General features: G+C 61.3%; 38 protein-coding genes and 1 pseudogene. 2 read left to right on the forward strand and 37 right to left on the reverse strand.

Going from position 1 to position 26,889, the window contains the following annotated elements:
* Positions 1-5: 5 nt before the first annotated feature.
* From HKX24_RS16785 to rpmC, 25 genes are all read right to left on the reverse strand, one after another.
* Positions 6-1,022: an amino acid ABC transporter substrate-binding protein gene (locus HKX24_RS16785; protein WP_209218372.1), complete on the reverse strand. Its 1,017-nt coding sequence runs from the start codon at positions 1,020-1,022 to the stop codon at positions 6-8.
* 193 nt (positions 1,023-1,215) lie between these two features.
* On the reverse strand, positions 1,216-1,929 hold the full coding sequence (locus HKX24_RS16790) for an ATP12 family protein (RefSeq protein ID WP_271692980.1): 714 nt from the start codon (positions 1,927-1,929) through the stop codon (positions 1,216-1,218).
* Positions 1,926-2,609, reverse strand: coding sequence for an HAD-IA family hydrolase (locus tag HKX24_RS16795; RefSeq protein WP_276154167.1), 684 nt, complete (start codon positions 2,607-2,609; stop codon positions 1,926-1,928). Before HKX24_RS16795 ends, HKX24_RS16790 begins: the two co-directional genes overlap by 4 nt.
* Complete coding sequence (locus tag HKX24_RS16800) at positions 2,606-3,652, reverse strand: RluA family pseudouridine synthase (protein ID WP_271692978.1); 1,047 nt, start codon at positions 3,650-3,652, stop codon at positions 2,606-2,608. Before HKX24_RS16800 ends, HKX24_RS16795 begins: the two co-directional genes overlap by 4 nt.
* Positions 3,649-4,002 (reverse strand): CrcB family protein, encoded by a 354-nt coding sequence (locus HKX24_RS16805; RefSeq protein WP_271692977.1) that lies wholly within the window; start codon positions 4,000-4,002, stop codon positions 3,649-3,651. The genes HKX24_RS16800 and HKX24_RS16805 overlap by 4 nt, the downstream gene beginning before the upstream one ends.
* A gap of 31 nt (positions 4,003-4,033) precedes the next feature.
* Positions 4,034-5,341, reverse strand: a complete 1,308-nt coding sequence (locus HKX24_RS16810; RefSeq protein ID WP_271692976.1) for a replication-associated recombination protein A — start codon at positions 5,339-5,341, stop codon at positions 4,034-4,036.
* A gap of 1 nt (position 5,342) precedes the next feature.
* Positions 5,343-6,716 (reverse strand): trypsin-like peptidase domain-containing protein, encoded by a 1,374-nt coding sequence (locus tag HKX24_RS16815; RefSeq protein WP_271692974.1) that lies wholly within the window; start codon positions 6,714-6,716, stop codon positions 5,343-5,345.
* A 114-nt stretch (positions 6,717-6,830) separates the two neighbouring features.
* Positions 6,831-7,247, reverse strand: a complete 417-nt coding sequence (gene rplQ / locus HKX24_RS16820) for a 50S ribosomal protein L17 (RefSeq protein ID WP_067263154.1) — start codon at positions 7,245-7,247, stop codon at positions 6,831-6,833.
* A 164-nt stretch (positions 7,248-7,411) separates the two neighbouring features.
* Positions 7,412-8,428, reverse strand: a complete 1,017-nt coding sequence (locus HKX24_RS16825) for a DNA-directed RNA polymerase subunit alpha (protein WP_007118862.1) — start codon at positions 8,426-8,428, stop codon at positions 7,412-7,414.
* Between the two features lie 114 nt (positions 8,429-8,542).
* The gene (gene rpsK, locus HKX24_RS16830) at positions 8,543-8,932 is read right to left on the reverse strand and encodes a 30S ribosomal protein S11 (RefSeq protein ID WP_067263152.1); all 390 of its coding nucleotides are present in this window, start codon (positions 8,930-8,932) and stop codon (positions 8,543-8,545) included.
* A gap of 15 nt (positions 8,933-8,947) precedes the next feature.
* Positions 8,948-9,316: a 30S ribosomal protein S13 gene (gene rpsM / locus HKX24_RS16835; RefSeq protein ID WP_067263150.1), complete on the reverse strand. Its 369-nt coding sequence runs from the start codon at positions 9,314-9,316 to the stop codon at positions 8,948-8,950.
* Positions 9,317-9,578: 262 nt separating this feature from the next.
* Positions 9,579-10,226 carry an adenylate kinase gene (locus HKX24_RS16840; RefSeq protein WP_271688297.1) on the reverse strand — a complete coding sequence of 216 codons (648 nt, stop codon included), beginning with the start codon at positions 10,224-10,226 and terminating at the stop codon, positions 9,579-9,581.
* A complete protein-coding gene (gene secY / locus HKX24_RS16845) occupies positions 10,223-11,605 on the reverse strand; it encodes a preprotein translocase subunit SecY (RefSeq protein ID WP_271692973.1) in 1,383 nt (460 codons plus the stop codon). The genes HKX24_RS16840 and secY overlap by 4 nt, the downstream gene beginning before the upstream one ends.
* A 119-nt stretch (positions 11,606-11,724) precedes the next feature.
* On the reverse strand, positions 11,725-12,207 hold the full coding sequence (gene rplO / locus HKX24_RS16850) for a 50S ribosomal protein L15 (protein WP_271692972.1): 483 nt from the start codon (positions 12,205-12,207) through the stop codon (positions 11,725-11,727).
* Positions 12,208-12,639: 432 nt separating this feature from the next.
* Positions 12,640-12,828: a 50S ribosomal protein L30 gene (gene rpmD / locus HKX24_RS16855; RefSeq protein ID WP_067267994.1), complete on the reverse strand. Its 189-nt coding sequence runs from the start codon at positions 12,826-12,828 to the stop codon at positions 12,640-12,642.
* A gap of 2 nt (positions 12,829-12,830) precedes the next feature.
* A complete protein-coding gene (rpsE, locus tag HKX24_RS16860; protein WP_067267992.1) occupies positions 12,831-13,412 on the reverse strand; it encodes a 30S ribosomal protein S5 in 582 nt (193 codons plus the stop codon).
* 169 nt (positions 13,413-13,581) lie between these two features.
* The gene (gene rplR, locus HKX24_RS16865) at positions 13,582-13,941 is read right to left on the reverse strand and encodes a 50S ribosomal protein L18 (protein WP_271692971.1); all 360 of its coding nucleotides are present in this window, start codon (positions 13,939-13,941) and stop codon (positions 13,582-13,584) included.
* Positions 13,942-13,952: 11 nt separating this feature from the next.
* Positions 13,953-14,486, reverse strand: a complete 534-nt coding sequence (gene rplF, locus HKX24_RS16870; protein WP_067267988.1) for a 50S ribosomal protein L6 — start codon at positions 14,484-14,486, stop codon at positions 13,953-13,955.
* A 10-nt stretch (positions 14,487-14,496) separates the two neighbouring features.
* Entirely contained in the window at positions 14,497-14,889 is a 393-nt protein-coding gene (gene rpsH / locus HKX24_RS16875) for a 30S ribosomal protein S8 (RefSeq protein WP_271692970.1), read from the reverse strand.
* Positions 14,890-14,901: 12 nt separating this feature from the next.
* The gene (gene rpsN / locus HKX24_RS16880; RefSeq protein ID WP_136720403.1) at positions 14,902-15,207 is read right to left on the reverse strand and encodes a 30S ribosomal protein S14; all 306 of its coding nucleotides are present in this window, start codon (positions 15,205-15,207) and stop codon (positions 14,902-14,904) included.
* A gap of 18 nt (positions 15,208-15,225) precedes the next feature.
* Positions 15,226-15,789 (reverse strand): 50S ribosomal protein L5, encoded by a 564-nt coding sequence (gene rplE, locus HKX24_RS16885; protein ID WP_209218383.1) that lies wholly within the window; start codon positions 15,787-15,789, stop codon positions 15,226-15,228.
* Positions 15,782-16,093, reverse strand: coding sequence for a 50S ribosomal protein L24 (gene rplX, locus HKX24_RS16890; protein ID WP_067267981.1), 312 nt, complete (start codon positions 16,091-16,093; stop codon positions 15,782-15,784). Before rplX ends, rplE begins: the two co-directional genes overlap by 8 nt.
* 2 nt (positions 16,094-16,095) lie before the next feature.
* Complete coding sequence (gene rplN, locus HKX24_RS16895; protein WP_005621870.1) at positions 16,096-16,464, reverse strand: 50S ribosomal protein L14; 369 nt, start codon at positions 16,462-16,464, stop codon at positions 16,096-16,098.
* A 63-nt stretch (positions 16,465-16,527) separates the two neighbouring features.
* A complete protein-coding gene (gene rpsQ / locus HKX24_RS16900; protein ID WP_067267977.1) occupies positions 16,528-16,773 on the reverse strand; it encodes a 30S ribosomal protein S17 in 246 nt (81 codons plus the stop codon).
* Between the two features lie 14 nt (positions 16,774-16,787).
* Positions 16,788-16,991 (reverse strand): 50S ribosomal protein L29, encoded by a 204-nt coding sequence (gene rpmC, locus HKX24_RS16905; RefSeq protein ID WP_209218384.1) that lies wholly within the window; start codon positions 16,989-16,991, stop codon positions 16,788-16,790.
* Positions 16,992-17,172: 181 nt separating this feature from the next.
* Here rpmC and HKX24_RS16910 point away from each other — a divergent pair, with 181 nt between their 5' ends.
* Both HKX24_RS16910 and HKX24_RS16915 read left to right on the forward strand, forming a co-directional pair.
* Positions 17,173-17,796, forward strand: coding sequence for a TIGR02466 family protein (locus HKX24_RS16910; protein ID WP_271692969.1), 624 nt, complete (start codon positions 17,173-17,175; stop codon positions 17,794-17,796).
* 111 nt (positions 17,797-17,907) lie between these two features.
* Complete coding sequence (locus tag HKX24_RS16915) at positions 17,908-18,462, forward strand: hypothetical protein (protein ID WP_271692968.1); 555 nt, start codon at positions 17,908-17,910, stop codon at positions 18,460-18,462.
* Between the two features lie 72 nt (positions 18,463-18,534).
* Here the strand turns inward: HKX24_RS16915 and rplP are convergent, their stop codons facing one another.
* The 12 genes and pseudogenes from rplP to tuf form a co-directional block, all read right to left on the reverse strand.
* A complete protein-coding gene (gene rplP, locus HKX24_RS16920; RefSeq protein WP_007118841.1) occupies positions 18,535-18,948 on the reverse strand; it encodes a 50S ribosomal protein L16 in 414 nt (137 codons plus the stop codon).
* A 13-nt stretch (positions 18,949-18,961) separates the two neighbouring features.
* Complete coding sequence (gene rpsC / locus HKX24_RS16925; RefSeq protein WP_067267970.1) at positions 18,962-19,669, reverse strand: 30S ribosomal protein S3; 708 nt, start codon at positions 19,667-19,669, stop codon at positions 18,962-18,964.
* Positions 19,669-20,049, reverse strand: a complete 381-nt coding sequence (gene rplV / locus HKX24_RS16930; RefSeq protein ID WP_067267968.1) for a 50S ribosomal protein L22 — start codon at positions 20,047-20,049, stop codon at positions 19,669-19,671. The genes rpsC and rplV overlap by 1 nt, the downstream gene beginning before the upstream one ends.
* Before the next feature lie 3 nt (positions 20,050-20,052).
* Positions 20,053-20,331: a 30S ribosomal protein S19 gene (rpsS, locus tag HKX24_RS16935; RefSeq protein ID WP_067267967.1), complete on the reverse strand. Its 279-nt coding sequence runs from the start codon at positions 20,329-20,331 to the stop codon at positions 20,053-20,055.
* Positions 20,332-20,334: 3 nt separating this feature from the next.
* Entirely contained in the window at positions 20,335-21,177 is an 843-nt protein-coding gene (gene rplB / locus HKX24_RS16940; RefSeq protein WP_067267965.1) for a 50S ribosomal protein L2, read from the reverse strand.
* Between the two features lie 312 nt (positions 21,178-21,489).
* On the reverse strand, positions 21,490-22,632 hold the full coding sequence (locus tag HKX24_RS16945; protein ID WP_271692967.1) for a PRC-barrel domain-containing protein: 1,143 nt from the start codon (positions 22,630-22,632) through the stop codon (positions 21,490-21,492).
* Positions 22,633-22,872: 240 nt separating this feature from the next.
* Entirely contained in the window at positions 22,873-23,904 is a 1,032-nt protein-coding gene (locus HKX24_RS16950; protein WP_271692966.1) for a fatty acid desaturase, read from the reverse strand.
* Positions 23,905-24,137: 233 nt separating this feature from the next.
* Positions 24,138-24,434: a 50S ribosomal protein L23 gene (locus HKX24_RS16955; protein WP_067267962.1), complete on the reverse strand. Its 297-nt coding sequence runs from the start codon at positions 24,432-24,434 to the stop codon at positions 24,138-24,140.
* Positions 24,431-25,048, reverse strand: coding sequence for a 50S ribosomal protein L4 (rplD, locus tag HKX24_RS16960; RefSeq protein WP_067267960.1), 618 nt, complete (start codon positions 25,046-25,048; stop codon positions 24,431-24,433). Before rplD ends, HKX24_RS16955 begins: the two co-directional genes overlap by 4 nt.
* On the reverse strand, positions 25,045-25,923 hold the full coding sequence (rplC, locus tag HKX24_RS16965) for a 50S ribosomal protein L3 (protein ID WP_271692965.1): 879 nt from the start codon (positions 25,921-25,923) through the stop codon (positions 25,045-25,047). Before rplC ends, rplD begins: the two co-directional genes overlap by 4 nt.
* Positions 25,924-25,941: 18 nt before the next feature.
* A complete protein-coding gene (gene rpsJ / locus HKX24_RS16970; RefSeq protein WP_067267998.1) occupies positions 25,942-26,262 on the reverse strand; it encodes a 30S ribosomal protein S10 in 321 nt (106 codons plus the stop codon).
* A gap of 427 nt (positions 26,263-26,689) precedes the next feature.
* A pseudogene (gene tuf / locus HKX24_RS16975) lies at positions 26,690-26,889 on the reverse strand (elongation factor Tu); the annotation flags it as partial.

Below are 26,889 nucleotides of genomic sequence, written 5' to 3' on the forward strand. Positions count from 1 at the left end.
GCGATTTAGCGGAAGGGCGGTGCGTAGAGCAGGCCACCGTCTGTCCACTGGGCGTTCAGCCCGCGTGCCAGACCGATCGGTGTCTCTTCCCCGATGTTCTTGGCAAAGATCTCACCGTAGTTGCCTTCGGCCATGATGGCGCGCTTGGCCCAGTCGGCGTCGAGGCCGATCATCTCACCCAGCGTGCCTTCGGTGCCCAAGAGGCGGGCAACTTCGGGGTTGTTGGTGTTGCCGGTCATCTCTTCGATGTTGGCCGAGGTGATGCCCAGTTCTTCGGCAGCGATCAGCGCGTTCAGCACCCAGCGGGTGATGTCGCCCCAGTCGTTGTCGCCGTGACGGACCAGCGGGCCCAGCGGCTCTTTCGAGATGATCTCGGGCAGCAGCACGTGCTCATCGGGGTTTTCGAAGGTCGCGCGTGTCGCGGCAAGGCCCGATGCGTCGGTGGTGTAGGTGTCGCAGGCACCGGCAAGGTACTGCTGCTGGCCTTCGGCGTTGGTTTCAACCGGGACGGGCTCGTAGCTGATGTTGTTCTTGCGGAAGAAGTCCGCGAGGTTCAGCTCGGTTGTGGTGCCGGTCTGGATGCAGACGGTCGCGCCGTCCAGATCCTTGGCCGAGGAAACGCCAAGCGCTTTCGGGACCATGAAGCCCTGACCGTCGTAGTAGTTCACGCCGATGAAGTCGAACTTCAGGTCGGTGTCACGGCTGAAGGTCCATGTGGTGTTCCGTGCGAGGAAGTCGATCTCGCCCGAGGCCAGCGCGGTGAAGCGGGTTTTGCCGGTTGTCGGCACGAATTCCACGGCGTTCTTGTCGCCCAGAACGGCGGCGGCAACGGCACGGCACACGGCCACGTCGAAACCTTCCCATTCGCCGTTGGCGTTCGGCGCGGCAAAGCCAGCAAGGCCGGTGGTCACGCCACAGTTCAGCTTGCCACGGGCTTTGACGTCATCAAGCGTGGCGGCACCAGCAGCACCGGCCGCAAGGCCAGCAACGGTCAGCGCGCCAAAAATTACGGTTTTTTTCATTTTTACCTCTTCCTGATAGTCCGCCACGTTCACTGGCGGTTAATCCGACGCCAGATGACGCCGAAAGCGATCTTGTGCAGGGTTTCCCCTGCTCAATGAAAAGCAGTGTGGGCGGATTCAGGTTTGAAGGTCAAGGGCGCGATGGGCAAAATCAGGGCGGGTTTTCACATCGAGTCGCAAAGCTTTTATCAAGTTAAGCAGCTTTGCAAAGCACTATTATTGCACATGCATGTAAAAACGCCTGCCGCTTGATTTCGGCCTCTTGCTCGGCCACGTCATCGCGGCCCCATTGCTCGGCCTGCCATGTCTCATCCAGCCGCGACAGGGCCCAAATTTCCTCGGGGTCAAAGGCCTGTTCGAGCGCAGCAAAGCCAAGGATCAGCGAGCCGGTGAGGCTCACAAGGTCATGAAAAGCCGCCAGTTCAAAGGGATCGAGCGCCGCCGTCCGCCGGTGCAACTCGGCCAGGGCTTCGGGCGCTTGCGGCTCATGCATGATGCCCTCCCGCGTCTCCAACCGCACGCCAAGGGTTTGCGCCGCCCAGTCCAGCATCGGATCCCACTCAGCCGATTGCCGGGCGACCAGACCTTCGGGGCTGTCGGCGCGGTAGCACAGAAGATCGCTGTCGCCATAGGCCGCGAGCATCTCGACGACCTCGGCCTTTTGCACCGCGACCTTGTCGATCGCGGCATTGGCGGTCTTGGTCACCGGCATGGTGCGCGGGTCGATTTGTTTCTCCTGCGCCTGCCATTCGGCGGCGACGGCCTCGGCCATGGCGCGGGTCGGCAGGGTCAGCAGGCGCTTGGCCGGGGTCTTCACCCGGCGGCCGTCCAATTCGACGGTGAAACCACCTTCGACCGCGACCACGGCGGCGTCTTTCCAAAAGCGTTTGGCTTTCCAGTCACTCATGCGGGAATGCTCCAGATTTGTTCCAGCAGGGCGGGCAGCGCCGCGAAATCCTCGACCAGATGCGCGGCGGCGGCCAGCCGTTCCGGGCCGTGATAGCCCCATTTGACGCCGATCCCGGTCACCCCGGCAGCGGCGGCCATATCCATGTCGAAAGAGGTATCGCCGATCATCACCGTGGCCTCAGGCCCTACCCCGGCATCGGCCATCGCCTGATGAATCATCGACGGATGCGGCTTGGAGGGATGAGAATCCGCCACCTGCTGCGTGATGAAAAGCCCCTCCAGCCCGTGACCGGCGATCAGCTTATCCAACCCGCGTTTCGATTTGCCCGTGGCGACGCCCAACAGCACCTCCGGCTCTGCGTGAAGACGCCGCAACGTCTCAACCGCGCCGGGGTAAAGCGGCGAGGATTGCGCCACCCCCGCCTCGGCCCGCAGTGTCATATAGGCAGCCTTATAGGCTTCAACCATCGCAAGGTGGTCCCCCGCCGGGCGCGTGGGGGCCAGCACCGTCATCGCCACATCCAGCGACAGGCCGACGATCGACAGGATCTCGGCCCGCGTTGGCGCGGGCGCCTCCACAGCCGCGAAGGCCGCCGTCATCGCCGCGAAGATATCGCCTTGGCTGTCGACCAGCGTGCCGTCGACGTCAAAGATCACCAAACGGAGCGGTTTGCTCATTGCAGCGACTCGAAAGGGTCTTCTTCGGCGAGATCCTCGGTCCAGCCGAAGGTGTCCCAGCTATGCGCCATATGGTCGGGCAGTTCAGCGGTGATTGTCACCACCTTGCGCGTGTGCGGATGTTCGAAACGCATCATCCGCGCGTGCAGATGCAGCTTCTTCGAGATGATCCCGCCCAGTTGCGCGCCCCAGCCATCGCCGAGGTTCTCCTGCCCCGAACCGCCGTATTTGCCGTCGCCGACGATCGGATGCCCGATCTCGGCCATATGCGCGCGCAGCTGGTGGGTGCGGCCCGTGACCGGCTCCATCGCCACCCAAGACGCGCGCGAGCCGACGCGGAACAGTGTGGCATAAAGCGTATGCGCGCGTTTCGCGCCCGGCGTGTCGTCCATGTCGCGCGGGTGCACGGCGATCATCTTTTCGCCCTCGCCCTTGCGACCATGGCCGCCCGCCTTGACCAGACCGTATTTGATCTCGCCCAAATACGGGGTCGGTACGCCCGCGACGATGGCCCAATAAATCTTGCGCGTCTCGCGGTGCCGCATCGCCGCCGTCAGCGCCTTGGCCGCCGCGCGGGTCCGCGCCAAGAGCAGCACGCCCGAGGTGTCGCGGTCGAGCCGGTGCACCAGCCGCGGCTTTTCCTCGGCATCGAAAATGAGCGCCTCGGACAGCGCGTCGACGTGGCGGTCGGCCTGACCGGAGCCGCCCTGCACCGCCAGTCCGGCGGGCTTGTTCAGCGCGATGACATGGTCGTCGCGGTAGATCACGCAGTTGCGGATCATCTTGGCGTCCGCCTCGGTGATGCGTGTCCTCTTGGGCGGTGGGGGCGGCGCGGCATCGGGCAGCGGCGGCACGCGCACCTGCTGGCCCGCCTCGAGCCGCGTGTTGGCCTTGACCCGGCCCCCATCGACGCGGATCTCGCCCTTGCGGCACATCTTCTCGATGAGGCCCTGATTGATCTGCGGAAACATCCGCTTGAACCAGCGGTCGAGCCGCTGGTCGCCATCGCCCTCGGCGACGGTCACTGTCTGTACGCGGCTCATGCCAATACCTCTCGGGCCAACCAGAGACCCAGCAAACAGGCGGCCAGCGACAAGATCACCGAGGCCCCCACATATGAAAATGCGACCCCTGCCCGGTCCGCTTCGAGCAGCCGCAGGGTATCGAGTGAAAACGCCGAGAAGGTGGTGAAGCCACCCAAAAGCCCGGTCATCGCAAAGGGCAGCAGCAGCGCCTTATCGGCCAGCGCGACCCAGACCACCCCAATGAGGAGCGAACCTGCAACATTCACCGCAAGCGTGCCCAACGGAAAGCCGACGGCCAGACCGACAAGGTAGCGCAAGCACGCGCCCAGAGCGCCGCCGAGCGCCACCATGATCAGTGTTTTCATCATCGACACCCCATCGCGCGGGTGCGGCCCGAAGTCAAGTTTTCCGCTTGGCCCGCAGTCCGGCAAAGTAATCCTGCCGCTTTTTCAACTCTCGCTCGAAACCGCGCTCGACCGGCTCGTAGAGGCTGGGCCGCTCCATCGTGTCGGGGAAGTAGTTCTGGCCTGAGAACCCATCTTCGGCGTCATGGTCATAGGCATAGCCCGAGCCGTAGCCCTGTTCCTTCATCAGCTTGGTGGGCGCGTTGAGGATATGTTTCGGCGGCGGCTCCGACCCGGTGCTGCGCGCCAGACGCCGCGCGCCCTTGTAGGCCTTGTAGACGGCGTTGGATTTCGGCGCGAGGCAGATGTAGGTCAGCGCCTGCGCGATGGCCAACTCCCCTTCGGGGCTGCCGAGCCGCTCGTAGGTCTCCCATGCCTGCAGGCAAAAGGCCTGCGCCTGCGGATCGGCAAGGCCGACGTCCTCCACCGCCATGCGGGTGATCCGCCGCATCAGGTAGCGCGGGTCCTCGCCGCCCTCCAGCATCCGCCCCAACCAGTAGAGCGCCGCGTCCGGGTCCGAGCCGCGCATGGATTTATGCAGGGCCGAGATAAGATTGTAATGCGAATCCCCCGATTTGTCGTATTGCGCCGCGCGGCGCATGAGGCGTTTCGACAGGCCCGCCTTGTCGAGCGGGGCATCGTCCTTCCACGCGGTCACCTGCTCGATCAGATTGAGCAGCGCCCGCCCGTCGCCATCGGCCATCTCCAAAAGCGCCTCACGCGCTTCGGGTTGCAGCGGCAGGGGGTTGCCCAGCTCGCGTTCCGCCCGCTGCGCCAAGCGTTCCAGATCGCCATGCGGCAGGCGCTCCAGCACCAGCACCTGCGCCCGGCTGAGCACAGCGGCGTTGAGCTCGAAGCTCGGGTTCTCCGTGGTAGCGCCGACCAGAAGGATCGTGCCATCCTCCATATGCGGCAGAAAGCCGTCCTGCTGCGCCTTGTTGAAACGGTGGATCTCGTCGACGAAGAGCAGCGTCCCCTGCCCTTGCCGCCGCCGCATCTTGGCCGCGTCAAAAACCTTGCGCAGTTCCGGCACGCCCGAGAAAATCGCGCTGATCTGCACGAAATGCAGATCGGTCTCATCAGCCAAGAGCCGCGCGATCGTGGTCTTGCCGACGCCGGGCGGCCCCCAGAAGATCAGCGAAGACAGCGCCCCGGCGGCCAACATCACCGAAAGCGGCGCATCGGGGCCGAGCACTTGCTCCTGACCGATCACATCGCCAAGCGATTTCGGCCGCAACCGGTCGGCCAAGGGGCGGTGGCCGCCCTCTTCCGCCTTTTCCGTGTCTCCGAACAAATCCGCCACGCTACCCCCTGAACCGCAGCGCCATGCGCCGGTCACCGCGTTGTATCACCATTTGGATGCGGCGCACCTGCCCCGCGAGCAGCGCCACGAGGGCTGCGGTATCCTCCACCGCTACGCCGTTGACCGAAATGACCACGTCGCCATCCCTGAGCCCCACGCGTGGGCCGAAACGCCCGGCGTCGAGCACCACCACGCCCGCGCTTTCCAAGGGCAGGTTCATCTCGGCAATGACTGCCGGATTGATCCGCGCCGCTTTGAGCCCTGGCAGCAGGCTGCGCGCGCCCAAGGTGACCTCGGCCCGGTCCGGCACGTCCGGCGCGGCGATCAGGGCCACGGTCACCTCCTGCAGCCGCCCCTCGCGCATGACGCCCACGCGCGCGGAATGGCCCAGACCTGCCACCGACATGCGGTAGATCATCTCGGCGGGCGTGTTCACCGGCTGGTCGTCGACGCTGACGATCACGTCGCCAACCATCAGCCCCGCGCCGTTGAAGGGGCTGGCGGGATGCAGCCCGGAAACGATGATCCCGCCCGGACGGTCCAGCCCCAAGGGCCCCGCCATGTCGGCATCGACCGGCTGGCCCGAAAGCCCCGCCCAGGGGCGCTGGAAAGCGGTCTCCCCCGCGCGGGCCTGTGCGACGAAGGCGGCCACCAGATCGGCGGGAATGGCAAAACCGATGCCGTTGCTGCCGCCCGAGCGCGTCAGGATCGAGGTATTCACCCCGATGAGCCGTCCGCCCATGTCAATGAGCGCCCCGCCGGAATTGCCCGGGTTGATCGGCGCGTCGGTCTGGATGAAATAGCCCTGACCTCCCCCGCCCGCGGCGCCTGAGCGGGCCAGCCCCGAGACGATCCCGCTCGAAACGGTCTGGCCCACGCCGAAGGGGTTGCCGATGGCCAACGCAAGCTCGCCCACCTCCACCGCGTCGCTGTCGCGCAACTCAAGAAACGGCAGGTCCTCCGCGCCTTCGAGTTTGAGGATCGCAAGATCGCTGTCGGCATCGCCCAGAAGCACCCGGGCGCTGTACTCGCGCCGGTCGTTCAGCACCACGCGGATGTCGGTGGCGGTACCGACGACATGGTAGTTCGACACGACGATGCCGTCGGCGGAAAGGATCACGCCGGAGCCGAGCGAGTTCTGCACCCGGGGCCGCTCGGAGAAGGGATCGCGGAAGAAACGCTCGAAGAAGGGGTCGGCCTGCAGCGGCGTGCGGCGGGCCTTGGTGATGGTGCGGGCGTAGATGTTGACCACCGCCGGCGCGGCCTCCTTGACAAGCGGCACAAAGCTCAACTGCATCTGTGCGGCGGAGCTTGGTACCTGCTGCGCCATCGCGGGCGCGGCCAGTAGCATGAGGATCAGGGCAAGGGTTCTCATGCCCCAGATATGCGCAGGGACTGGGGCCGGTGCAACTGCGTTTTCCGTCACTCTCCCCTGCAAAAGAAAAGCCCCGCCGAGGGCGGGGCTTTCCGAATAACCATGGCGGGGATCTTATTCCGCCGCTTCTTCCTCGGCCAGACGCGCCTTATCGGCGGCACCCTTGGCGTCGCGGTCGCGGTCAACGAATTCGATGATCGCCATCGGCGCCATGTCACCATAGCGGAAGCCGGCCTTCAGAACGCGGACGTAGCCACCCTGACGGTCTTTGTAGCGCGGGCCCAGCACGTCGAACAGCTTGGCGACATACTGGTCTTCTTTCAGCTTCGACGCGGCCTGACGGCGGGCGTGCAGGTCGCCGCGCTTGGCGAGCGTGATCATCTTCTCGATGATCGGCTTCAGTTCCTTGGCTTTCGGCAAGGTGGTCTTGATCTGCTCATGCTCGATGAGCGAGCCTGCCATGTTCGAGAACAGCGCCTTGCGGTGTTCATGTGTACGGTTCAGGCGGCGGTATCCACGTGCGTGACGCATTGTCTTACTCCAATCGTGATGCCCTCTACGGGCGGTTTTGCTTTGTCTGGCCCGCGATGCGTGTCACGGGCTCTCCTTGGGGCTTGCGCCCGGTCTTCACGGGGTCCCGATTTCTTTGAAAGAAATCGGTGCCGGAAACTTTGAAAGTTTCCGGCGCCCGTATCTTAGAACGAATCCTCGAACTTCTTGGCGAGGTCTTCGATGTTTTCTGGCGGCCAGTCTTCGACGTCCATGCCAAGGTGCAGGCCCATGCCCGACAGCACTTCCTTGATCTCGTTCAAGGACTTGCGGCCGAAGTTCGGCGTGCGCAGCATCTCCGCTTCGGTCTTCTGAATCAGGTCGCCGATGTAGACGATGTTGTCGTTCTTCAGGCAGTTTGCCGAACGGACCGAAAGCTCCAGCTCGTCGACCTTTTTGAGCAGCAGCGGGTTGAACTCCAGACCGTCGTCGTCGTCCTGACGGGACGCCGATTCAGGCTCGTCGAAGTTCACGAAGATGCCCAGCTGGTCCTGCAGGATACGCGCGGCAAAGGCCACGGCGTCATCCGGCGTGATGGACCCGTCTGTTTCCACTTTCATGGTCAGCTTGTCATAGTCCAGCACTTGCCCCTCACGGGTCGGCTGCACGTCATAGGAGACCTTCTTGACCGGCGAGTAGATCGCGTCGATCGGAATGAGACCGATAGGCGCATCTTCGGGCTTGTTCTTGTCGGCAGAGACATAGCCCTTGCCGGTGTTGACGGTCAGCTCCATGTAGACGTCTGCACCATCGTCAAGGTGGCAGATCACATGCTCACGGTTCAGAATCTCGATACCGGCAGATTCGGAGATGTCACCGGCGGTGACGACGCCCGGACCTTTGGCGGAGATCGACAGGCGCTTCGGCCCTTCGACTTCCATGCGCAGGCTGACGCCTTTGAGGTTCAGGATGATGTCGGTCACGTCTTCGCGCACACCGGCGACGGAGGAGAACTCGTGCAGCACGTTGTCGATCTGCACGGAAGTGATCGCCGCACCCTGCAGCGAGGACATCAACACGCGGCGCAGCGCGTTGCCGAGGGTCAGACCAAAGCCCCGCTCCAGCGGTTCGGCCATGACGGTCGCCTGACGGGCCGGGTCATTGCCCGGCTTGACGTCAAGCTGTTGCGGCTTGATCAATTCAGCCCAATTCTTGTGGATCATGCGTCCCTCCATCCTTGTTTGTGCCTCATGTCCAAATGACACAAACGCTCGAGGTTTCTGAAAAGCGGTATGGGGCCGCACGCAAGGCGCGACCCCATGTAAATCAGTCCCGGCTTAAACGCGGCGGCGCTTCGGCGGGCGGCAGCCGTTGTGGGCCATCGGGGTCACATCACGGATCGAGGTGATGTTGAAACCGGCAGCCGCCAGAGCGCGCAGTGCGGATTCACGACCCGAACCGGGGCCCTGAACTTCGACTTCCAGCGTCTTGACGCCGTGATCCTGAGCTTTGCGGCCTGCATCTTCTGCGGCCATCTGGGCAGCGTAGGGTGTCGACTTGCGCGAACCCTTGAAGCCCATGGTGCCAGCGGAGGACCAGGAAATTGCGTTGCCTTGAACATCCGAGATCAGGATCTTGGTGTTGTTGAAGCTCGAGTTCACATGCGCCACACCTGCGGCGATGTTCTTGGAGACCTTACGCTTGGTGCGTGTCTTATCGCGTGCCATTGATCGAACCCTCCCTTATTTCTTCTTGCCAGCAATGGCCTTCGCGGGACCTTTGCGTGTGCGTGCGTTGGTATGGGTACGCTGGCCGCGAACCGGCAGGTTGCGACGGTGGCGCAGGCCACGGTAGCAGCCGAGGTCCATCAGGCGCTTGATGTTCATCTGCGTGTCACGACGCAGGTCGCCTTCGACGGTGTAGTTGGCGTCGATGTGCTCACGCACGGCCAGAACTTCGGCGTCAGACAGTTCGTTGACCCGGCGGGTCTCGTCGATGCCGACAGCTTCGCAGATGGCCTTGGCGGAGGAGCTGCCGATACCGGTGATATAGGTGAGGGCGATGGGAACCCGCTTTGCAGTCGGGATGTTTACGCCGGCAATACGTGCCACGTTAGCTATTCCTTTTCGTTGCGGGTCCGTGATTCCAGACCCTTTTTTCACAACACAAGCCCGAGGCGGTAAGACCATCGGGCTAAGGCTGATCAGGTGATCTTGCGGGGTTGGGCGGAACCCTTGCCGCAATTTGATTCTCTTACGAGATAGGGGTGACTATGAGGTTTTGCGCAGGGCGTCAAGGCCCGCACAAAACCTCATAGCTGATCGGCAGCGCGAAGGCAAAGGACAGCGCCCCCTGCCCCGCGCCGCCGGGAAATCACTTGTCCAGAACCTGCGCGATCGCGCCGCGCACTTCTTCGATCTGGCCCAGACCGTTCACGCCGCTGAGCATGTCTTTGGCATAGTAGTAGCCGATCAGCGGAGAGGTCTGTTTGTAATAGGCCATCAGACGGGTTTTGAGGCTTTCCTCATTGTCGTCTGCGCGGCGCTTGAACTCGGTCCCGCCACAGTTGGTGCATTTGCCATCTTCGGGAATCGGTTTGGTCAGGTCGTTATAGACCTCGCCGCAGCTTGCGCAGGTGGACCGCGCGGTGATGCGGGCGACCAGCGCCTCATCATCGACCTTCATCTCGATCACGGCGTCGAGGGTCTGGCCCTCTTGCGCCATCAAATCGGCCAGCGCATCGGCTTGCGCCAGCGTACGGGGGAAGCCGTCGAAGATGAAGCCGCCATGTTCGGCCTTGTCGGTCAGCTTTTCGCGGATCAGGCCGATGACGATTTCATCGGTGACGAGCGCGCCGCGGTCCATCACGTCGGCCACGATCTTGCCCATCTCTGTCCCGCTGTCCTTGGCTTCACGCAGCATGTCGCCAGTGGACAGCTGAACCATGTTGCGGGTCTCGACCAGATGACGTGCTTGGGTGCCTTTGCCTGCGCCCGGAGGCCCGAGTAGGATAATATTCATCGACGTACGGGGCTCCGTTTCTTGCGTGTACCTTTGCCTTTGCCCGCGCCCTTGCCGCGCAGCTGAGACTTCTCAAGCAGACCTTCATACTGATGCGCCAGCAGATGGCTCTGAACCTGTTGGATCGTGTCCATGGTGACCGAGACGACGATCAGCACCGAGGTGCCGCCGAAATAGAAGGGGATCGCGAACTGGCCGCGCAGAATCTCAGGCAGAACACAGACCGCCGCCAGATAGGCCGAGCCGAGGACGAGGATGCGGTTGACCACATACTCCAGATACTCAGCGGTGCGCTTGCCGGGGCGGATGCCGGGCACGAAGCCGTTCTGGTTCTTCAGGTTATCGGCCACGTCATCAGGTTTGAAGCTGACGTTGAAGGTGTAGAAGTAGGCGAAGAAAACGATCATGCCCACGAAGAACAGCAGGTAAAGCGGCTGACCGGGGCCGAAGTTCGCCAAGAGCCAAGACATCACCGGGCTGGTGGAGTTGCCCGAGAAGGTGCTGACAGTGACGGGCAGCAACAGCAGCGAGGAGGCGAAGATCGCCGGGATCACGCCCGCCGGGTTCACCTTGATCGGCAAGTGGCTGGTGCCGCCATCGTACATTTTCATGCCGACTTGGCGGCGGGGGTATTGAATGTGGATCTTGCGCAGCGCGCGCTCCATGAAGACCACGAACATGATCGTCGCAATCACCATGACCAGCACGCCAACGATAACGGCGGGGCTGATGGCACCCGAACGGCCCGAGGCGAAGAACTGCGCGATGGCGGCAGGAACCTCGGCAATGATGCCGACGAAGATAATCAGCGAGATGCCGTTGCCGATGCCGCGTGCGGTGATCTGCTCACCCAGCCACATCAGGAACATGGTGCCGCCCACGAGGGTAATCATACAGGCCGCGATAAAGCCGAAACCCATCTGGCCATCGGCCACGATGTCACCGGCCTGAAGGCTCACGGCAAGGCCATAGGACTGCAAAGTCGCCAGCGCCACGGTACCGTAGCGTGTATACTGGTTGATCTTCTTGCGCCCCTGCTCGCCCTCTTTCTTGAGCTGTTCCAGCGCAGGCACCATGGAGGTCAGCAGCTGAACGATGATCGAGGCCGAGATATAGGGCATGATGCCCAGAGCGAAGATACCCATCCGGCCAAGCGCACCGCCGGTGAACATCGACACCATGCCGCCGATGCCTTGGCCTGCGCTCTCCATAAAGTCACGCAGCGCGCCACCGTCGATGCCGGGAACCGGAATGAAGGTGCCAAGGCGGTAAACGATAAGCAGCCCGAGCGTGAACAGAATCCGGTTGCGCAGGTCTGTTGCCTTGCCCAATGCGGACCAGCTCGTGTTCGCGGCCATGTTTTCGACGGCAGATACCATGAGGGGTCTCTTCTCTTGTTGCGAAAACGCCGCCCGGGCCGTTTTCCGGCGGGCGGCGTTCGGGAAAACTTGAGGTTATGTAAGCGGCTGGCGCGCCGCTCACAAGCCTTAAGGCCGCTTTACTCGGATGCCTCGGCCGCCTTGGGGGCGGTCACGGTCACCTTGCCGCCTGCCTTCTCGACCGCCTCGATGGCGGGCTTAGAAGCGCCAGCGACGTTCAGGTCGATCTTGGAGGTGATGTCACCCTTGGCCAGAACGCGGATACCGTCCAGCTCACGACGGACCAGACCGGAAGCGACCAGCGCTGCGGCGTCGATTGTGTTGCCGGCGTCGAGTTTCTTCGCGTCGATGAATTTCTGGATCAGGCCCAGGTTGACGACAGCGAAGGATTTGCGGTTCGGCTTGTTGAAGCCACGCTTGGGCAGACGCTGGTAGATGGGCATCTGGCCGCCTTCGTAGCCGTTGATGCTCACACCCGAGCGGGATTTCTGACCCTTGATACCACGGCCACCCATTTTACCCTTGCCAGAGCCGGGACCACGGCCAACGCGCATACGCTTCTTGGCTGCGCCTTCGTTGTCGGAAAGTTCGTGCAGTTTCATGTCGCTTCTCCTTATGCCGGAAATGGCCCCCAGCGACGGGAGTGGCCAAACGCGGCGTTGCGATTCCATTGCGACCCAACACGGGCCACCGGGGGCGTATAGGGGATGGCGGGGGGCGTGACAAGGGGGGCATGGCGCCTAGCGCTTTTTGCGCAGCCACGAGGGCCAGCGCCTGCCCGTGGGGTGGCGATCTTAACGGCTATCCGACCCACTTCATGGCGCAGCGATAGTGTACTTTATCAGGGTCGTGCCCACCCCCACCAAATCGCCAGCCTGCCGGTGCGGGCAGGCGATGGCCCGGCGCCCTCGGCTGGATTCCGAGCCTGCGGCCCAACGAAGCGACGCCCGCTGCCCCACAACGCAAAACGCCCCGCAGTTTCCTGCGAGGCGCTTTCGTAGGGTGGTCTTCCACCCTACCGCTGAAACCTAGCTTCAGCCTTTCTCTTCAACGATCTCGACCATATGCGAGACCTTGTTGATCATGCCGCGCACGGAAGGTGTATCTTCCAGCTCACGAGTGCGACCCATTTTGTTGAGGCCGAGGCCGACCAGCGTTGCGCGCTGTTTGGCGGGGCGGCGGATCGGCGAACCGACCTGCTTGATTACGAGTGTCTTGGCCATGCTTATGCCTCCTCAGCCACTTGAGCGGAGGACTCTACGTTGTCTTCACGCTTGGGCAGAATGTCAGCCACTTTCTTGCCGCGACGCTGCGCGACGGAACGGGGCGATTGCTCTTTCTTCAGACCGTCCAAAGTGGCGCGGATCATGTTGTAGGGGTTCTGCGAACCGACCGATTTGGACACAACGTCTTTCACGCCCAGCATCTCGAACACGGCACGCATCGGACCACCGGCGATGATACCGGTACCTTCAGGTGCTGTACGCATGATGACGCGGCCCGCGCCGTGGCGACCATGCATGTCGTGGTGCAGGGTACGGCCTTCGCGCAGTTGAACGCGGATCATCTGACGCTTGGCTTGCTCGGTCGCCTTGCGGATGGCCTCGGGCACTTCTTTCGCTTTACCCTTACCAAAGCCGACGCGGCCTTTCTGATCGCCCACGACCACGAGTGCGGCAAAGCCGAAACGCTTACCACCCTTAACGGTCTTGGACACGCGGTTGATCGCGACCAGACGGTCAGCGAATTCCGGGGTCTCGTCGCGTTGGTTGCGGCGGTTGCCCCCACGGTTGTCATCTCTTGCCATCTGGCATCTTCCTTTTTCTGTGGCCTCACCGGCCCTTAGGATCAATCCTGGTGAGCCGATGGCCCCCGGATCATCGAGAGGGCCTTCCCGGCCCTCTTCGCAGGAGAGCTATGCACGGGGCATAGCCTTCGTATGAAAGCGGGTGCGTGGTTGCCCACGCACCGCACAATCAGATCTTCAAACCGCCTTCACGCGCGGCGTCGGCCAGAGCCTTCACCTTGCCGTGGAAGAGGAAGCCGCCACGGTCGAAGTATGCTTCTTCGACGCCGGCTTTCTTGGCACGTTCGGCAATCGCGGCACCGACTTTGGTCGCTGCTTCGATGTTGTTTTTGCCAACCACGCCCAGATCCTTCTCCATTGAGGAGGCGGAGGCCAGTGTCACGCCGTTCACATCGTCGATCAGCTGGGCCGAGATGTTCTTGGACGAACGGTGTACCGACAGGCGAAGACGCCCGGCGTTGACTTTGCGGAGTTTGTTCCGAACGCGCATGCGGCGCTTCAGGAACAGCTGTCGTTTGGTATTTGCCATCAATCCGTTCCTTACTTCTTCTTGCCTTCTTTGCGGAAGATGAACTCGCCCTTATAGCGGATGCCTTTGCCCTTATAGGGCTCGGGCTTGCGCCATGCGCGGATGTTCGCGGCAACCTGACCAACGAGCTGTTCGTCGATGCCTTCCACAACGATTTCGGTCTGCTTGGGTGCCGTCACGGTCACGCCCTCGGGCGCAACGTAGTCGACATCGTGGCTGAGGCCGAGGTTCAGTTTCAGCGTGTTGCCGTTCATGGCCGCACGATAACCAACACCCTGGATTTCAAGCTCTTTCTTGAAGCCCGTGGTGACGCCGGTCACCAGGTTTTCGATCATGGTGCGGGACATGCCCCACTGCTGACGGGCGCGCTTGGACTTGCCGCGCGGAGTCACAGTGATTGCGTTGTCTTCGACCGCGAGGCTCACGTCATCAGTGGCACGGAAGCTGCGGGTGCCCTTAGGGCCCTTCACTTCGATGGTCTGACCGCTCACCTCTGCCGAGACACCCGAAGGCATAGCGACTGGTTTCTTACCGATACGAGACATTGTCTTCTCCTTAGAATACGGTGCAGAGCACTTCGCCGCCAACATTGGCAGACCGTGCAGATGCGTCCGACATCACACCTTTGGAGGTGGAGACAATCGACACGCCGAGGCCCTGACGGACGACGGGGATGTCATTGACGGACATGTAGACGCGGCGACCGGGCTTGGAAACCCGCTTCAGCTCGCGAATAACAGGTTCGCCTTCGTAGTACTTGAGGCTGATCTCGATGGCGGGGTGGCCATCGGCGCCCGTGACTTTTTCATAGCCGCGGATGTAGCCTTCGTCGGCCAGCACGTCCAGAACCCATGCACGCAGCTTGGAAGCCGGTGTCATGACGGTGGATTTGCCGCGCAGCGAAGAGTTACGGATGCGTGTCAGCATATCTGCGATAGGATCGTTCATCTGATGCGCTCCTTACCAGCTCGACTTGACCATGCCGGGAATCTGGCCGGAAGAGCCAAGGTCCCGCAGCGCGATCCGCGAAATTTTCAGTTTACGATAGTAGGCGTGGGGGCGGCCCGTCAGCTGGCAACGGTTGTGCAGACGCACAGCAGAGCTGTTGCGCGGCAGTTTCGCCAGTTTCAGGGAAGCGCGGAAACGCTCTTCCATCGGTTTGCTTTCGTCGCTCACGATCTCTTTCAGAGCCGCGCGCTTGTCAGCGTACTTCTTAACCAGTGCTTCGCGCTTCTTCTCGCGCTCAATCATGGATTTCTTAGCCATTTCTAATCCTTCCCGCGCTTATGAATTGAAGGGCATGTTGAATGCTTTCAACAGCGCCTTGGCTTCAGCGTCGGTTTTCGCCGTGGTGGCGATCACGATGTCCATACCCCAAGTCTCGTCAACTTTGTCGAAGTCGATTTCGGGAAACACGATATGCTCTTTCAAGCCCATGGCGTAGTTGCCACGGCCGTCGAAGCTCTTGCCCGAGATGCCGCGGAAGTCGCGGATACGGGGCATTGCGATCGTGATCAGACGATCGAGGAATTCGTACATACGGTCGCCACGCAGGGTCACTTTCGCACCCAAAGGCATGTCCTCACGCACGCGGAAACCAGCGATGGATTTCTTGGCCACGGTTGTCAGAGCCTTCTGGCCTGCAATCGCGGTCAGGTCTTCCTGAGCCGACTTGGCTTTCTTGCTGTCGCGCACGGCTTCGGCACCGCAGCCGATGTTCAGAACGATCTTGTCCAGCTTGGGGATCATCATGTCGTTCTTGTAGCCGAATTCCTCTTTCAGGGCGGCGCGGATCTTCTCGCGGTATTCGGCCTGAAGGCGGGGTGTGTAGGTTGCGGTATCAAGCATCGATCACGTCCCCCGTGGTCTTGGCAAAGCGCACTTTCTTGTCGCCTTCGATTTTGAAACCCACGCGGGTGGCTTTGCCATTGGCATCCACCAGTGCGAGGTTGCTCAGGTCGATCGGCATCGCTTTGGGGATGCGGCCGCCTTGAGATGTCTGTGTCTGGCGCGTGGCGCGGATGGCGATTTTCACGCCGTCAACGATGGCCTTGTTCGACTTGGGGTCAACGGACGAGATGGTGCCCGTCTTGCCTTTGTCCTTGCCGGACAGGACGATGACCTTGTCACCTTTGCGAAGTTTAGCAGCCATGATTACAGCACCTCCGGAGCGAGCGAGATGATTTTCATGAAGTTCTTCGCGCGCAGCTCACGAACGACCGGCCCGAAGATACGGGTGCCGACCGGCTCGTTGTTGTTATTCAGGATAACAGCGGCGTTGCGGTCGAAGCGGATGGCGGTGCCATCTTCACGACGAACTTCTTTGGCGGTGCGAACGACGACGGCCTTGCGGACGTCGCCCTTTTTCACACGACCACGCGGGATGGCTTCCTTGACCGACACGACGATGATGTCGCCGACGGACGCGTATTTACGCTTGGAACCACCCAAGACCTTGATGCACTGAACACGGCGCGCGCCGCTGTTGTCAGCAACATCCAGGTTGGTCTGCATCTGGATCATTTGGTTTCTCCCGACCTTCTGGGGGGCGATGCGGCCCTCATCCCAGGGTTTCGTTTAAGGGGCTCAGGCCTCGGCTTTGTCCGAAGTCAGAACTTCCCAACGTTTGGTTTTCGACTTGGGGGCACATTCGATGATGCGCACAGTGTCGCCCACCTTGAACGTGTTGTTCTCATCGTGAGCCCGGTACTTTTTGGACTTACGGATGGTCTTTTTCAGAACCGGATGCGTAAAGCGGCGCTCTACGGAAACGGAAACTGTTTGTGCGTTGGCGTCCGATGTCACGGTGCCTGTAAGGATACGCTTGGGCATGTTTCAGGCTCCTATTATTCGGCTGCCGCAGCAGCGGCTTTCTGGTTCAGCACGGTGTGGACACGGGCCACGTCACGCTTAACAGTCTTCAGACGTGCGGAGTTCTCCAGCTGGCCGGTGGCCTGCTGGAAACGCAAGTTGAAGGATTCTTTTTTCAGGTTCACAAGTTCGTCGCGGAGCTGGTCCGGCGTCTTGTCGTGCAGTTCGCTGGCTTTCACGGCCTCTTCCTTTCAACATCACCAGTAGGCCCCTGTCAGGGTGACCATGATTCTGGTGGAGTTCATGATGAAAGGTGCCAATACGCGTTGAGGTCGCACATGGCAACCCCCGTTGGCCCGCATCCGCGCTTTTGGCGCAAATAGGCTGGCGATAGGGGTATGTTCGGCGTAAGGAGGAACCATGTCAAACATCAAATCGCTTTTCGCCACCCGCCTCTATCACGCCGCCCTGTCGGACCATGGCAAGCCCATCGACACCGATGAACTGGCCGCCTCTTGCTTCTCGATTGCCGAGGATGATGAGGCCGGTCAGGACTGGTGCGAGGAGAACGGCTATGCGGGCTACACCTCTTATGCCTCGCTGGATGACCTGCCCTACCGCTTTCCGATCTTCGCGGATCTGAAGAAGGTGCTGGACGCACATGTTGCGGCCTTTGTCGAGGATCTGCAGTTCGATCTGGGTGACCGCAAGTTGGTGCTCGACTCGCTTTGGCTGAACATCCTGCCCGAGGGCGGCATCCACACCTCGCATATCCACCCGCATTCGGTGATTTCAGGCACGACCTATGTGACCATGCCCGAGGGCGCCAGCGCGATCCGCTTCGAAGACCCGCGCCTGGCGATGATGATGGCCGCCCCGGGCCGGATGAAGGACGCGCGCGAGGAGCTGCGGCCCTTCATCTATGTGGCCCCCGAAGCGGGCGACGTGCTGCTGTGGGAAAGCTGGCTGCGGCACGAGGTACCGATGAACATGATCGAGGAAGATCGGGTTTCGGTGAGTTTTAACTACAACTGGGAGAGCTGAGGTTCGGCACCTGCGGCCTGAGTCCGGGCCGGGGTGGCAATGACATGCTTCTTGCCCTGATGGAAAACTTGCCCGACAGTTGATCGCATTTAAAAGGTCATTCGCGTCGCCATGTTTCTCCGCCTGCTCTTCCTCGCCTCAGCCGCCGCCACGGTCGCCGCCTTCCTGTACCCCACATTCCGCGACCTTCTGCTCATCGCCCTGCCCTGCGTCATCGCCAGCGCGATCCTCCTCCTGCGATCACTCCGCTGGGGGCGCAAAGACTGGGTCATCGTCGACGGCTCCAACGTCATGTTCTGGAAAACCGGAGCACCTGACATCCGCGCCGTGCGCGAGGTGGTGGACGAACTCCGCGCGCGCGGACAATCCCCTTGCGTGGTCTTCGACGCCAACGCGGGATACCGCCTCATTGGCCGGTATCAACATGACAAGGCGTTGAGCAGCCAGCTCGACCTGCCCGCAAGCCGCGTGATGGTCGTCCCGAAAGGCACGCCCGCCGACCCCTACATTTTGAAAGCGGCCCGCGATCACCGCGGCCGGATCGTCAGCAGGGACCAGTTCCGGGATTGGAGCGAGGCCCACCCCGAGATCGGCACCCCGGGCCATCTGGTGAAAGGCGGCTACCGGGGCGGGAAACTCTGGCTCGCACTGGACCGCGAAGACTGACAAAGCAAAACCCCCGCCGATCGCTCGACGGGGGTTTCTTTTCTCTCAGCCACCCCTTGCGGGGCTTCGGGCTTACCAGTCCTCGCGGACCACGACCCGGGTCTTGATCGGCAGCTTCATGGCTGCCAGACGCAGGGCTTCGCGCGCTACGTCTTCGCCGACACCGTCGATCTCGAACATGATGCGGCCCGGCTTGACCTTGGCGGCCCAGAAGTCGACGGAACCTTTACCTTTACCCATACGAACTTCGACGGGCTTGGAGGTTACCGGAACATCCGGGAAGATGCGGATCCAGACACGGCCCTGACGCTTCATGTGACGCGTCATGGCGCGGCGTGCCGCTTCGATTTGGCGGGCGGTAACCCGCTCCGGCTGCAGTGCCTTCAGGCCGTAGGTGCCGAAGTTCAGGTCAGACCCGCCCTTCGCCAGACCCTTGATCGAGCCTTTGAACTGCTTGCGGAATTTAGTACGCTTTGGTTGAAGCATTTCTCATTCCCCCTTAGCGACGACCGCCGGCACCGCGAGGTGCTGGGCCGTCTTGGAGTTCCTGTGCCTTGCGGTCACGCGCGGCGGGGTCGTGTTCCATGATCTCGCCTTTGAAGATCCAGGTCTTGATCCCGATGATGCCGTAGGCGGTGGACGCCTCGACATGCGCGTAATCGATGTCGGCACGCAATGTGTGCAGCGGCACGCGACCTTCGCGGTACCATTCGGTACGCGCGATTTCGGCACCACCCAGACGACCCGCGAGGTTCACGCGGATGCCCAGTGCGCCCATGCGCATGGCGTTCTGCACGGCACGTTTCATGGCACGGCGGAAAGACACCCGGCGCTCCAGCTGCTGTGCAATGCTCTCACCAACCAGATGTGCGTCCAGCTCGGGCTTGCGGACCTCAACGATGTTGAGGTGCAGTTCCGAGTTGGTCATCTTGGCAATCTTCTGGCGCAGCGTCTCGATGTCCGCGCCTTTCTTGCCGATGATGACGCCGGGGCGTGCTGTGTGGATCGTGACGCGGCACTTCTTGTGCGGACGCTCGATGATCACACGGGCAACACCGGCCTGGTGGCACTCTTTCTTGATGAAGTCGCGGATTGCGAGGTCTTCGAGCAGAAGATCACCGTAATCCTTGGTGTCGGCGTACCAGCGGCTGTCCCAGGTGCGGTTCACCTGAAGGCGCATACCGATCGGATTGACTTTGTTACCCATCAGGCTTGCTCCTCAACTTGACGCACTTTGATCGTGATCTCGGCAAACGGCTTGATGATCTTGCCGAACCGGCCACGGGCACGCGGGCGACCGCGCTTCATGGTCAGGTTCTTGCCGACATAGGCCTCGGCCACGATCAGCTCATCGACGTCCAGGTTGTGGTTGTTTTCCGCGTTGGCGATGGCGGACTGAAGGCATTTCTTCACGTCCTGCGCGACCCGCTTCTTGGAGAAGGTCAGGTCGGTCAGCGCCTTGTCCACGGACTTGCCACGGATGAGGGCAGCAACCAGGTTCAGTTTCTGCGGGCTCGTACGAAGCATGCGCAGTTTCGCCATTGCTTCGTTGTCTGCCACGCGGCGGGGATTCTTATCCTTGCTCATGGCTTATTTCCGCTTCGCTTTTTTGTCGGCGGCATGACCGTAGTAGGTCCGCGTCGGGGAGTATTCACCGAACTTCTGACCGATCATTTCTTCGCTGACGTTGACAGGAATGTGCTTGTGACCGTTGTAGACGCCGAACGTCAGACCCACGAACTGGGGCAGGATCGTGCTGCGGCGCGACCAGATCTTGATCACTTCGTTGCGGCCGCCCTCGCGGGAAGCCTCTGCCTTTTTGAGGACATAAGAGTCGACAAAAGGACCTTTCCATACTGAACGAGCCATTGATTAACGCCCCTTCTTCTTGGCGTGACGCGAGCGGATGATAAGCTTGCTGGACGCTTTGTTCTTGTTGCGGGTCTTGGCACCCTTCGTCGGCTTACCCCAAGGAGTAACCGGGTGACGACCACCAGAGGTCCGGCCTTCACCACCGCCGTGCGGGTGGTCGATCGGGTTCATCACCACACCACGCACAGAGGGACGGATGCCCTTGTGACGCATGCGGCCCGCTTTACCGTAGTTCTGATTGGAGTTGTCGGGGTTGCTGACGGCACCAACGGTGGCCATGCATTCCTGACGCACGAGACGCAGCTCGCCAGAGCTCAGACGGATCTGAGCGTAGCCACCGTCACGACCCACGAACTGGGCGTAGGTGCCGGCGGCACGGGCGATCTGACCGCCTTTGCCGGGCTTCATCTCGATGTTGTGGACGATCGTACCGATCGGCATGCCCGAGAAAGGCATCGCGTTTCCGGGCTTGATGTCCACTTTGGCGCCGGCGATGATCTTGTCGCCGATGGCCAAACGCTGCGGGGCCAGGATGTAGGCCTGCTCGCCGTCTTCGTACTGGATCAGTGCGATGAAGGCGGTACGGTTGGGGTCATATTCGATCCGCGCGACAACAGCGGACATGTCCAGCTTGTTACGCTTGAAATCAACGATACGGTAGAGGCGCTTTGCACCACCACCTGTACGACGCATTGTGATTCGTCCGGTGTTGTTCCGGCCACCGGATTTGGTCAGACCCTGAGTAAGGGCTTTGACCGGGCGGCCTTTCCACAGCTCCGAACGGTCGATCAGTACCAGTCCACGCTGGCCTGGCGTCGTCGGTTTGTACGACTTGAGTGCCATGTTCTCTGTCTTCCGTTTGCTAGGCACGCTCGCACCGAGATGAAAGCGCGTTGGTTATAGGGCCCCGAAGGTCCCCTGTGGGAGTGGTGGATGGGTTTAAATCTCTTGCGAGGCAGGCATCCCAGCCACCGGGATCGTTCAAATAGCCAAACCCCGGACGAATCCGGGGTCTGAGCCGATGTGGCGACCTAACAGGTTCGCAACAGCCCGTCCAGTGGGCATGGCGAAAATCCTCCTCCCTGCCCCGCAGAAAAGAAAAGAAGGCGCCGAAGCGCCTTCTTCTATTGGTTTAGCAGTTACCCAAGGTGGGTATTAGTCAAGGCCAACGCTCTCGGCCAGACGCATACCGGGGTCGAGGATTTCAACTTCGGCTTCGTTGAATTCCGGCATGCTTTCCAGACGCTCCTCGGTCACGCCGGGGACGATGACTTCGTCTTCACGCATGATCAGCTTTTCAACCGGAATGGCGACTTCGTTTTCGCCCATACCAAGGAAACCACCAACGCCGATGATCGCAACAACGGTGTCACCACGGACGCCGATGAAGTCGATTTCGCCAACATCTTCACCGTTTTCGGTAGCAACGCTACGGCCGGTCAGTTCTTCTGCGGTCAGGTTGAAGATCGGCAGACGCTGCACGTTCTCCTGATAGCGGGCACGGTCTTCTTCGGCCATATTGCCCTGCTCGTCGGCGTTGAAGTCTTCCATCAAGACACGCGCTTGCTCTTGCTCGACGTCGATCTCGGCGCCTTCGGCACCTTCAACGTTAACCTGCGGCGCTTCGGCTTCTTCGACGACGACATTCGCGTCTTCGCCCTGCTGCACGTTCACGTTGGCTTCTTGCTGCTCAACGTCGACGCGGGCTTCTTCGGATTCAGCCACGTTTACATCGGCTTCGGCCTGCTCAACGGTCACGCGCGGCTCGGCTTCTTCGATGGTTACTTTCGGCTCGGGGCGCACAAACTTCACGACGGGTTCGGGCTGCTCGAGGTCAACGATCGGCTCGCCGGTGTCGACATCAACCTGTGGCTTAGGCACCTGCACGGTTACGACGGGCTCGGGGATGCGCACGGTAACCTGCGGCTGGGCCTGCTCAACGGTGATGATGGGAGCCTGCTGCTGCACGCGAACGGTCGGCTCGGGAACGGCGACGTTCACTTCGGGCTGGCCCTGCTCAACAGTCACAACGGGTGCGTCCTGCGAGACGTTCACATCGGGCTCGGGAACGGTCACGTCAACTTCGGCGTCTTCCTGCTCGACAACCACTTGGCCGCCAGCAACATTCGCGGTCGCGGCTGCGCCACCTTCGACTTCGGCTTCCATCTCGGCTTCGACTTCGGCATTGCGCTCGATGGTCTCTTCGACGTTCTCTGTCGCATCCTGCGCCAGAACCGGAGCGGCCGCGAAAAGGGCAACGGCGGATACGCCAGCCATGAGTGTTTTGGTATAGATCATTAGGTCTCTCCCGTGTTCGTTTACGATAAGTGAGGCGCGCAGCACCCCGTCTTCCACGGTGAGACAACCGGCAGCTTTCTGCTCTGTTCCAAATAAATTGAGCTCTTTTTTTTGGAACTTTTAAGGGGTCGCCGCATGATTGAACCCGGCGGCAGCAGGATCGCGTATGAGTAATATCACGACCTCAAAACGCAAAAACCCCCGCCAAGGCGGGGGCTTTTTTCATCATTAGCGAGCGCTTCAAGCGGCGCGACGTGCCTGCGCGAAGGACAGCAGACGTTTGCTTTTCTCATCCCAAAGGTGCAGCCGCGCGTTGGCGAGGCTTTCGCGAATGGTCATGCGATTACCTTCGGCCAAGGCCACATGATCCCGCAGCACCTCTGGCAGACGATAGAACGGAATGCGGCTGTAAAGATGGTGCACATGGTGAATGCCGATATTCGCGCTCAGCCATTGCAGCGGACGGGGCAGGATATAATGCGACGAGCCGTGGAACGCCGCATCGTGCAGGTCCCAAGCGTCGTTCTCTTCCCAATGGGTCGTCTCGAACTGATGCTGCACATAGAACAACCACATCCCCGCCGTCGCCGCCAACAGGGTGCTGGGCACGAAGATGAGCAGAATGGGCATGATCCCCCCGAAATAGAAGATCACTGCAAGTGCTACGAGGATCGTCAGGTTGGTGCCCATCGCGCTCAGCCAATAGCGTGTCTGCGCCATCAGCCCCAGCGGGACGCGGTTCTGCACGAAAAACAGATAGGTCGGCCCAAGACCAAAGAGCACGATCGGGTTCCGATACAAGCGGTAATGCAGTCGCCCGAACAGCCCAAGCGCGCGATACTCCGCCACGGTGAGTGTATGGATGTCGCCGATTCCGCGACGGCCAAGGTTCCCGGCCGAGGAATGGTGGATCGAATGGGTCCGTCGCCAGACATCATAGGGCGTCAGCGTCAGCACCCCCAACACGCGGCCCACCCAATCGCTTGTGCGACGGCTGCTGAAAAAGGCCGCATGGCCGCAATCATGCTGGATCGCGAAGAGCCGCAGCAAGAAGCCCGCGTTCACCAGCGAGATGGCAAGCGTCAGCCAGCCGCTGATCGAGAGCGCCCACCAAGCGAGCGCCCACAGGAGAATGAAGGGGCCAAGCGTGATCGCAAGTTCAAAACTGCTGCGCCACGTGCTCGGCTCGCGGTAACGGGCCAGCACGCGCACCCAGTCGCGCGCGTTCGACACGTCCGCAGACGCGCCAGAGGTAGATTTTTCGTGGGACATGGACCTGCTTTTTGTCGTTATCCGAGGTCTTGTAGAGGAAAGCGCGCAGCAAGCAACGCCCACGGTGCTTTTTGGCCCCCCATTGCCGCATTTAGGCCGGAAACGGCCTGTGAGGTTTAGGGTTCATCCACCGCTGAGATTCCGGGCCCGGCGGCATTCAGCCCCCCAGTTCCACCTCAAACGAAAAAGGCCCCCGCAACGCGGAAGCCTTTCCCAAATTCCAAACCGAAGGCTTACAGTCCGGTGGAGACGTCGATTGTGTTGCCCTCTTCGAGCGTCACATAGGCCTTTTTCACGTCTTTGCGGCGGCCCATTTGGCCCCGGAAACGCTTGACCTTGCCTTTGGTGATGGTCGTGTTCACGGCCTTCACCTTGACGTTGAAGAGCGCCTCGACGGCCTCTTTGATCATCGGCTTGTTGCTGTCGATCGCGACTTCGAAGACGACGGCGTTCTGTTCGGACGCCATGGTTGCCTTCTCGGTGATGACCGGCTTGCGGATCACGTCGTAGTGTTGATGCTTGGCGCTCATTTCAGGCGTGCCTCCAATGCTTCGATCCCCGCTTTGGTGATCACCAGAGTGTCACGCTTGAGGATGTCATAGACGTTTGCGCCCATCGACGGCAGGATGTCCAACCCATCGATGTTGCGCGCGGCCTGTGCGAAGTTCTCGTTGACCGAAGCGCCATCGATGACCAGCGCGCGTTTCCAGCCCAGGTTCGAGACCTGCTTGGCCAGAGCGGCGGTTTTGCCCTCGGAAGTTGCTTCGTCGATGATGACCAGCGAACCGGCTTTTGCTTTGGCGGACAGCGCGTGGCGCAGGCCCAGCTTGCGGAACTTCTTGGTCAGCTCGTGGCCGTGGCTGCGCGGGGTCGGACCTTTGTAGATACCACCCTTGCGGAAGATCGGCGCGTTGCGGTCACCGTGGCGTGCGCCGCCGGTGCCCTTCTGGCGATAGATCTTCTTGGTCGAGTAGCTGGTCTCGGACCGGGTCTTGACCTTGTGCGTCCCCTGCTGCGCGTTGTTACGCTGCCAGCGCACGACGCGGTGCAGGATGTCGGCACGCGGCTCCAGGCCGAACAGGGCTTCGTCCAGGTCTACGGACCCGGCTTTGCCACCGTCGAGTTTGATGACATCGAGTTTCATGCGTCACCTTCTTTCTTGTCAGCGTCGGCATCGGAATTGTCGGCATCCGAACCTTCAGCTGCGATTTCGGCTTCTGCGGCTTTCAGCGCTTCAGCTTCCTGTGCGGCTTGCTCTTCGGCCAAACGCTTGGCTTCGGCTTCTGCCTCTGCGGCGGCTGCGGCGGCGGCCTCTTCGGCGGCTTTCGCGGCTTCGTCAGCGGCAGATTTCAGAGCGGCGGGCAGAATCGCGTCTGCGGGGAACGGCTTTTTGACCGCGTCCTTGACGGTGACCCAGCCACCCTTGGAACCGGGAACGGCGCCTTTGACCATGATCAGGCCACGCGCGCTGTCGGTCTTGACGACTTCGAGGTTCTGCGTGGTGACACGGGCAGCACCCATGTGACCGGCCATTTTCTTACCTTTGAAAACCTTGCCGGGGTCCTGACACTGGCCGGTGGAGCCGTGCGAACGGTGGCTGATGGAGACACCGTGTGTCGCCCGCAGACCGCCGAAGTTGTGACGCTTCATCGCACCGGCAAAACCTTTACCGATCGATGTGCCTGCAACGTCAACATACTGACCGGCGAAGTAATGGTCAGCGGTGATTTCCTCACCGACGTTGATCATCGCATCCGCGTCGACGCGGAATTCGGCCAGCTTGCGCTTGGGTTCCACTTTCGCCGCGGCGAAGTGACCACGCATGGCTTGGCTTGTGCGTTTGGCTTTCGCCGTACCGGCACCGAGCTGAACGGCGGTGTAGCCGTCACGTTCCGCGGTGCGCTGTGCGACAACCTGAAGCTTGTCCAGCTGGAGCACGGTCACAGGGATCTGCTTGCCGTCTTCCATGAACAGCCGGGTCATGCCGACTTTTTTTGCAATAACGCCTGAGCGCAACATATGATTACCCTCCCGGCTTTACGATTGCAGCTTGATCTCGACGTCCACGCCAGCGGCGAGGTCGAGCTTCATCAGCGCGTCCACGGTCTGGGGGGTCGGATCGATGATATCCAGCAGACGCTTGTGCGTGCGGATTTCAAACTGGTCACGGGATTTCTTGTCGACGTGGGGACCACGCAGAACGGTGAATTTCTCGATCTTGTTCGGCAGCGGAATGGGACCGCGAACCGAAGCGCCTGTGCGCTTGGCGGTGCTGACGATTTCCTGAGTGGAGGCATCGAGCACCCGGTAGTCAAACGCCTTCAGGCGAATGCGGATGTTCTGGCTTTGAACGGCCATATGCATATCCCTTGTTTTGGGATTCTAACGGATTGGAGGAAGCAGGCTCATCCGGCCCCCTCTTCGCGCCTTGGTAATAAATCAAACGGGGCGCGTCTAACGCACCCCGGTTCGATGCGCGTCCTATAGGGGGAATCAAAGCAAGTGGCAAGAGGGTTCTAAAAACCCCCGTGTTTTTAGAACCAGTGCGCAAAGTCACGCCGCCCCGGCGTGACCGCGCACCCCGTCAGCGTTGAATCACAACCGGAAAACGCGCCGTCTCCCCCAGTATCACGCGCACGCCAAACGCCCCTCTCCCGCCAAAGCAAAAGGCCGCAGCAAAAGCTGCGGCCTTTCGAATATCTGAACCGTGGTCCCCGGTCAGGCCAGGGGGAGGGCTCTCATCGCTCCTGCGGAGCGACTGCCGCCCACCGGGTCCGTTTCAAAATCACTCAGTGATTTTGGAAACGACGCCCGCGCCGACAGTGCGGCCACCTTCGCGGATCGCGAAGCGCAGACCGTTTTCCATGGCGATCGGTGCGATCAGCTCAACGCCGAAGGATACGTTGTCGCCGGGCATGACCATCTCGGTGCCTTCTGCCAGCTGAACGGTGCCGGTCACGTCAGTTGTACGGAAGTAGAACTGCG

The sequence above is a fragment of the Sulfitobacter sp. M85 genome (assembly GCF_029285915.1).
In the GTDB taxonomy this organism is placed as follows: domain Bacteria; phylum Pseudomonadota; class Alphaproteobacteria; order Rhodobacterales; family Rhodobacteraceae; genus Sulfitobacter; species Sulfitobacter faviae.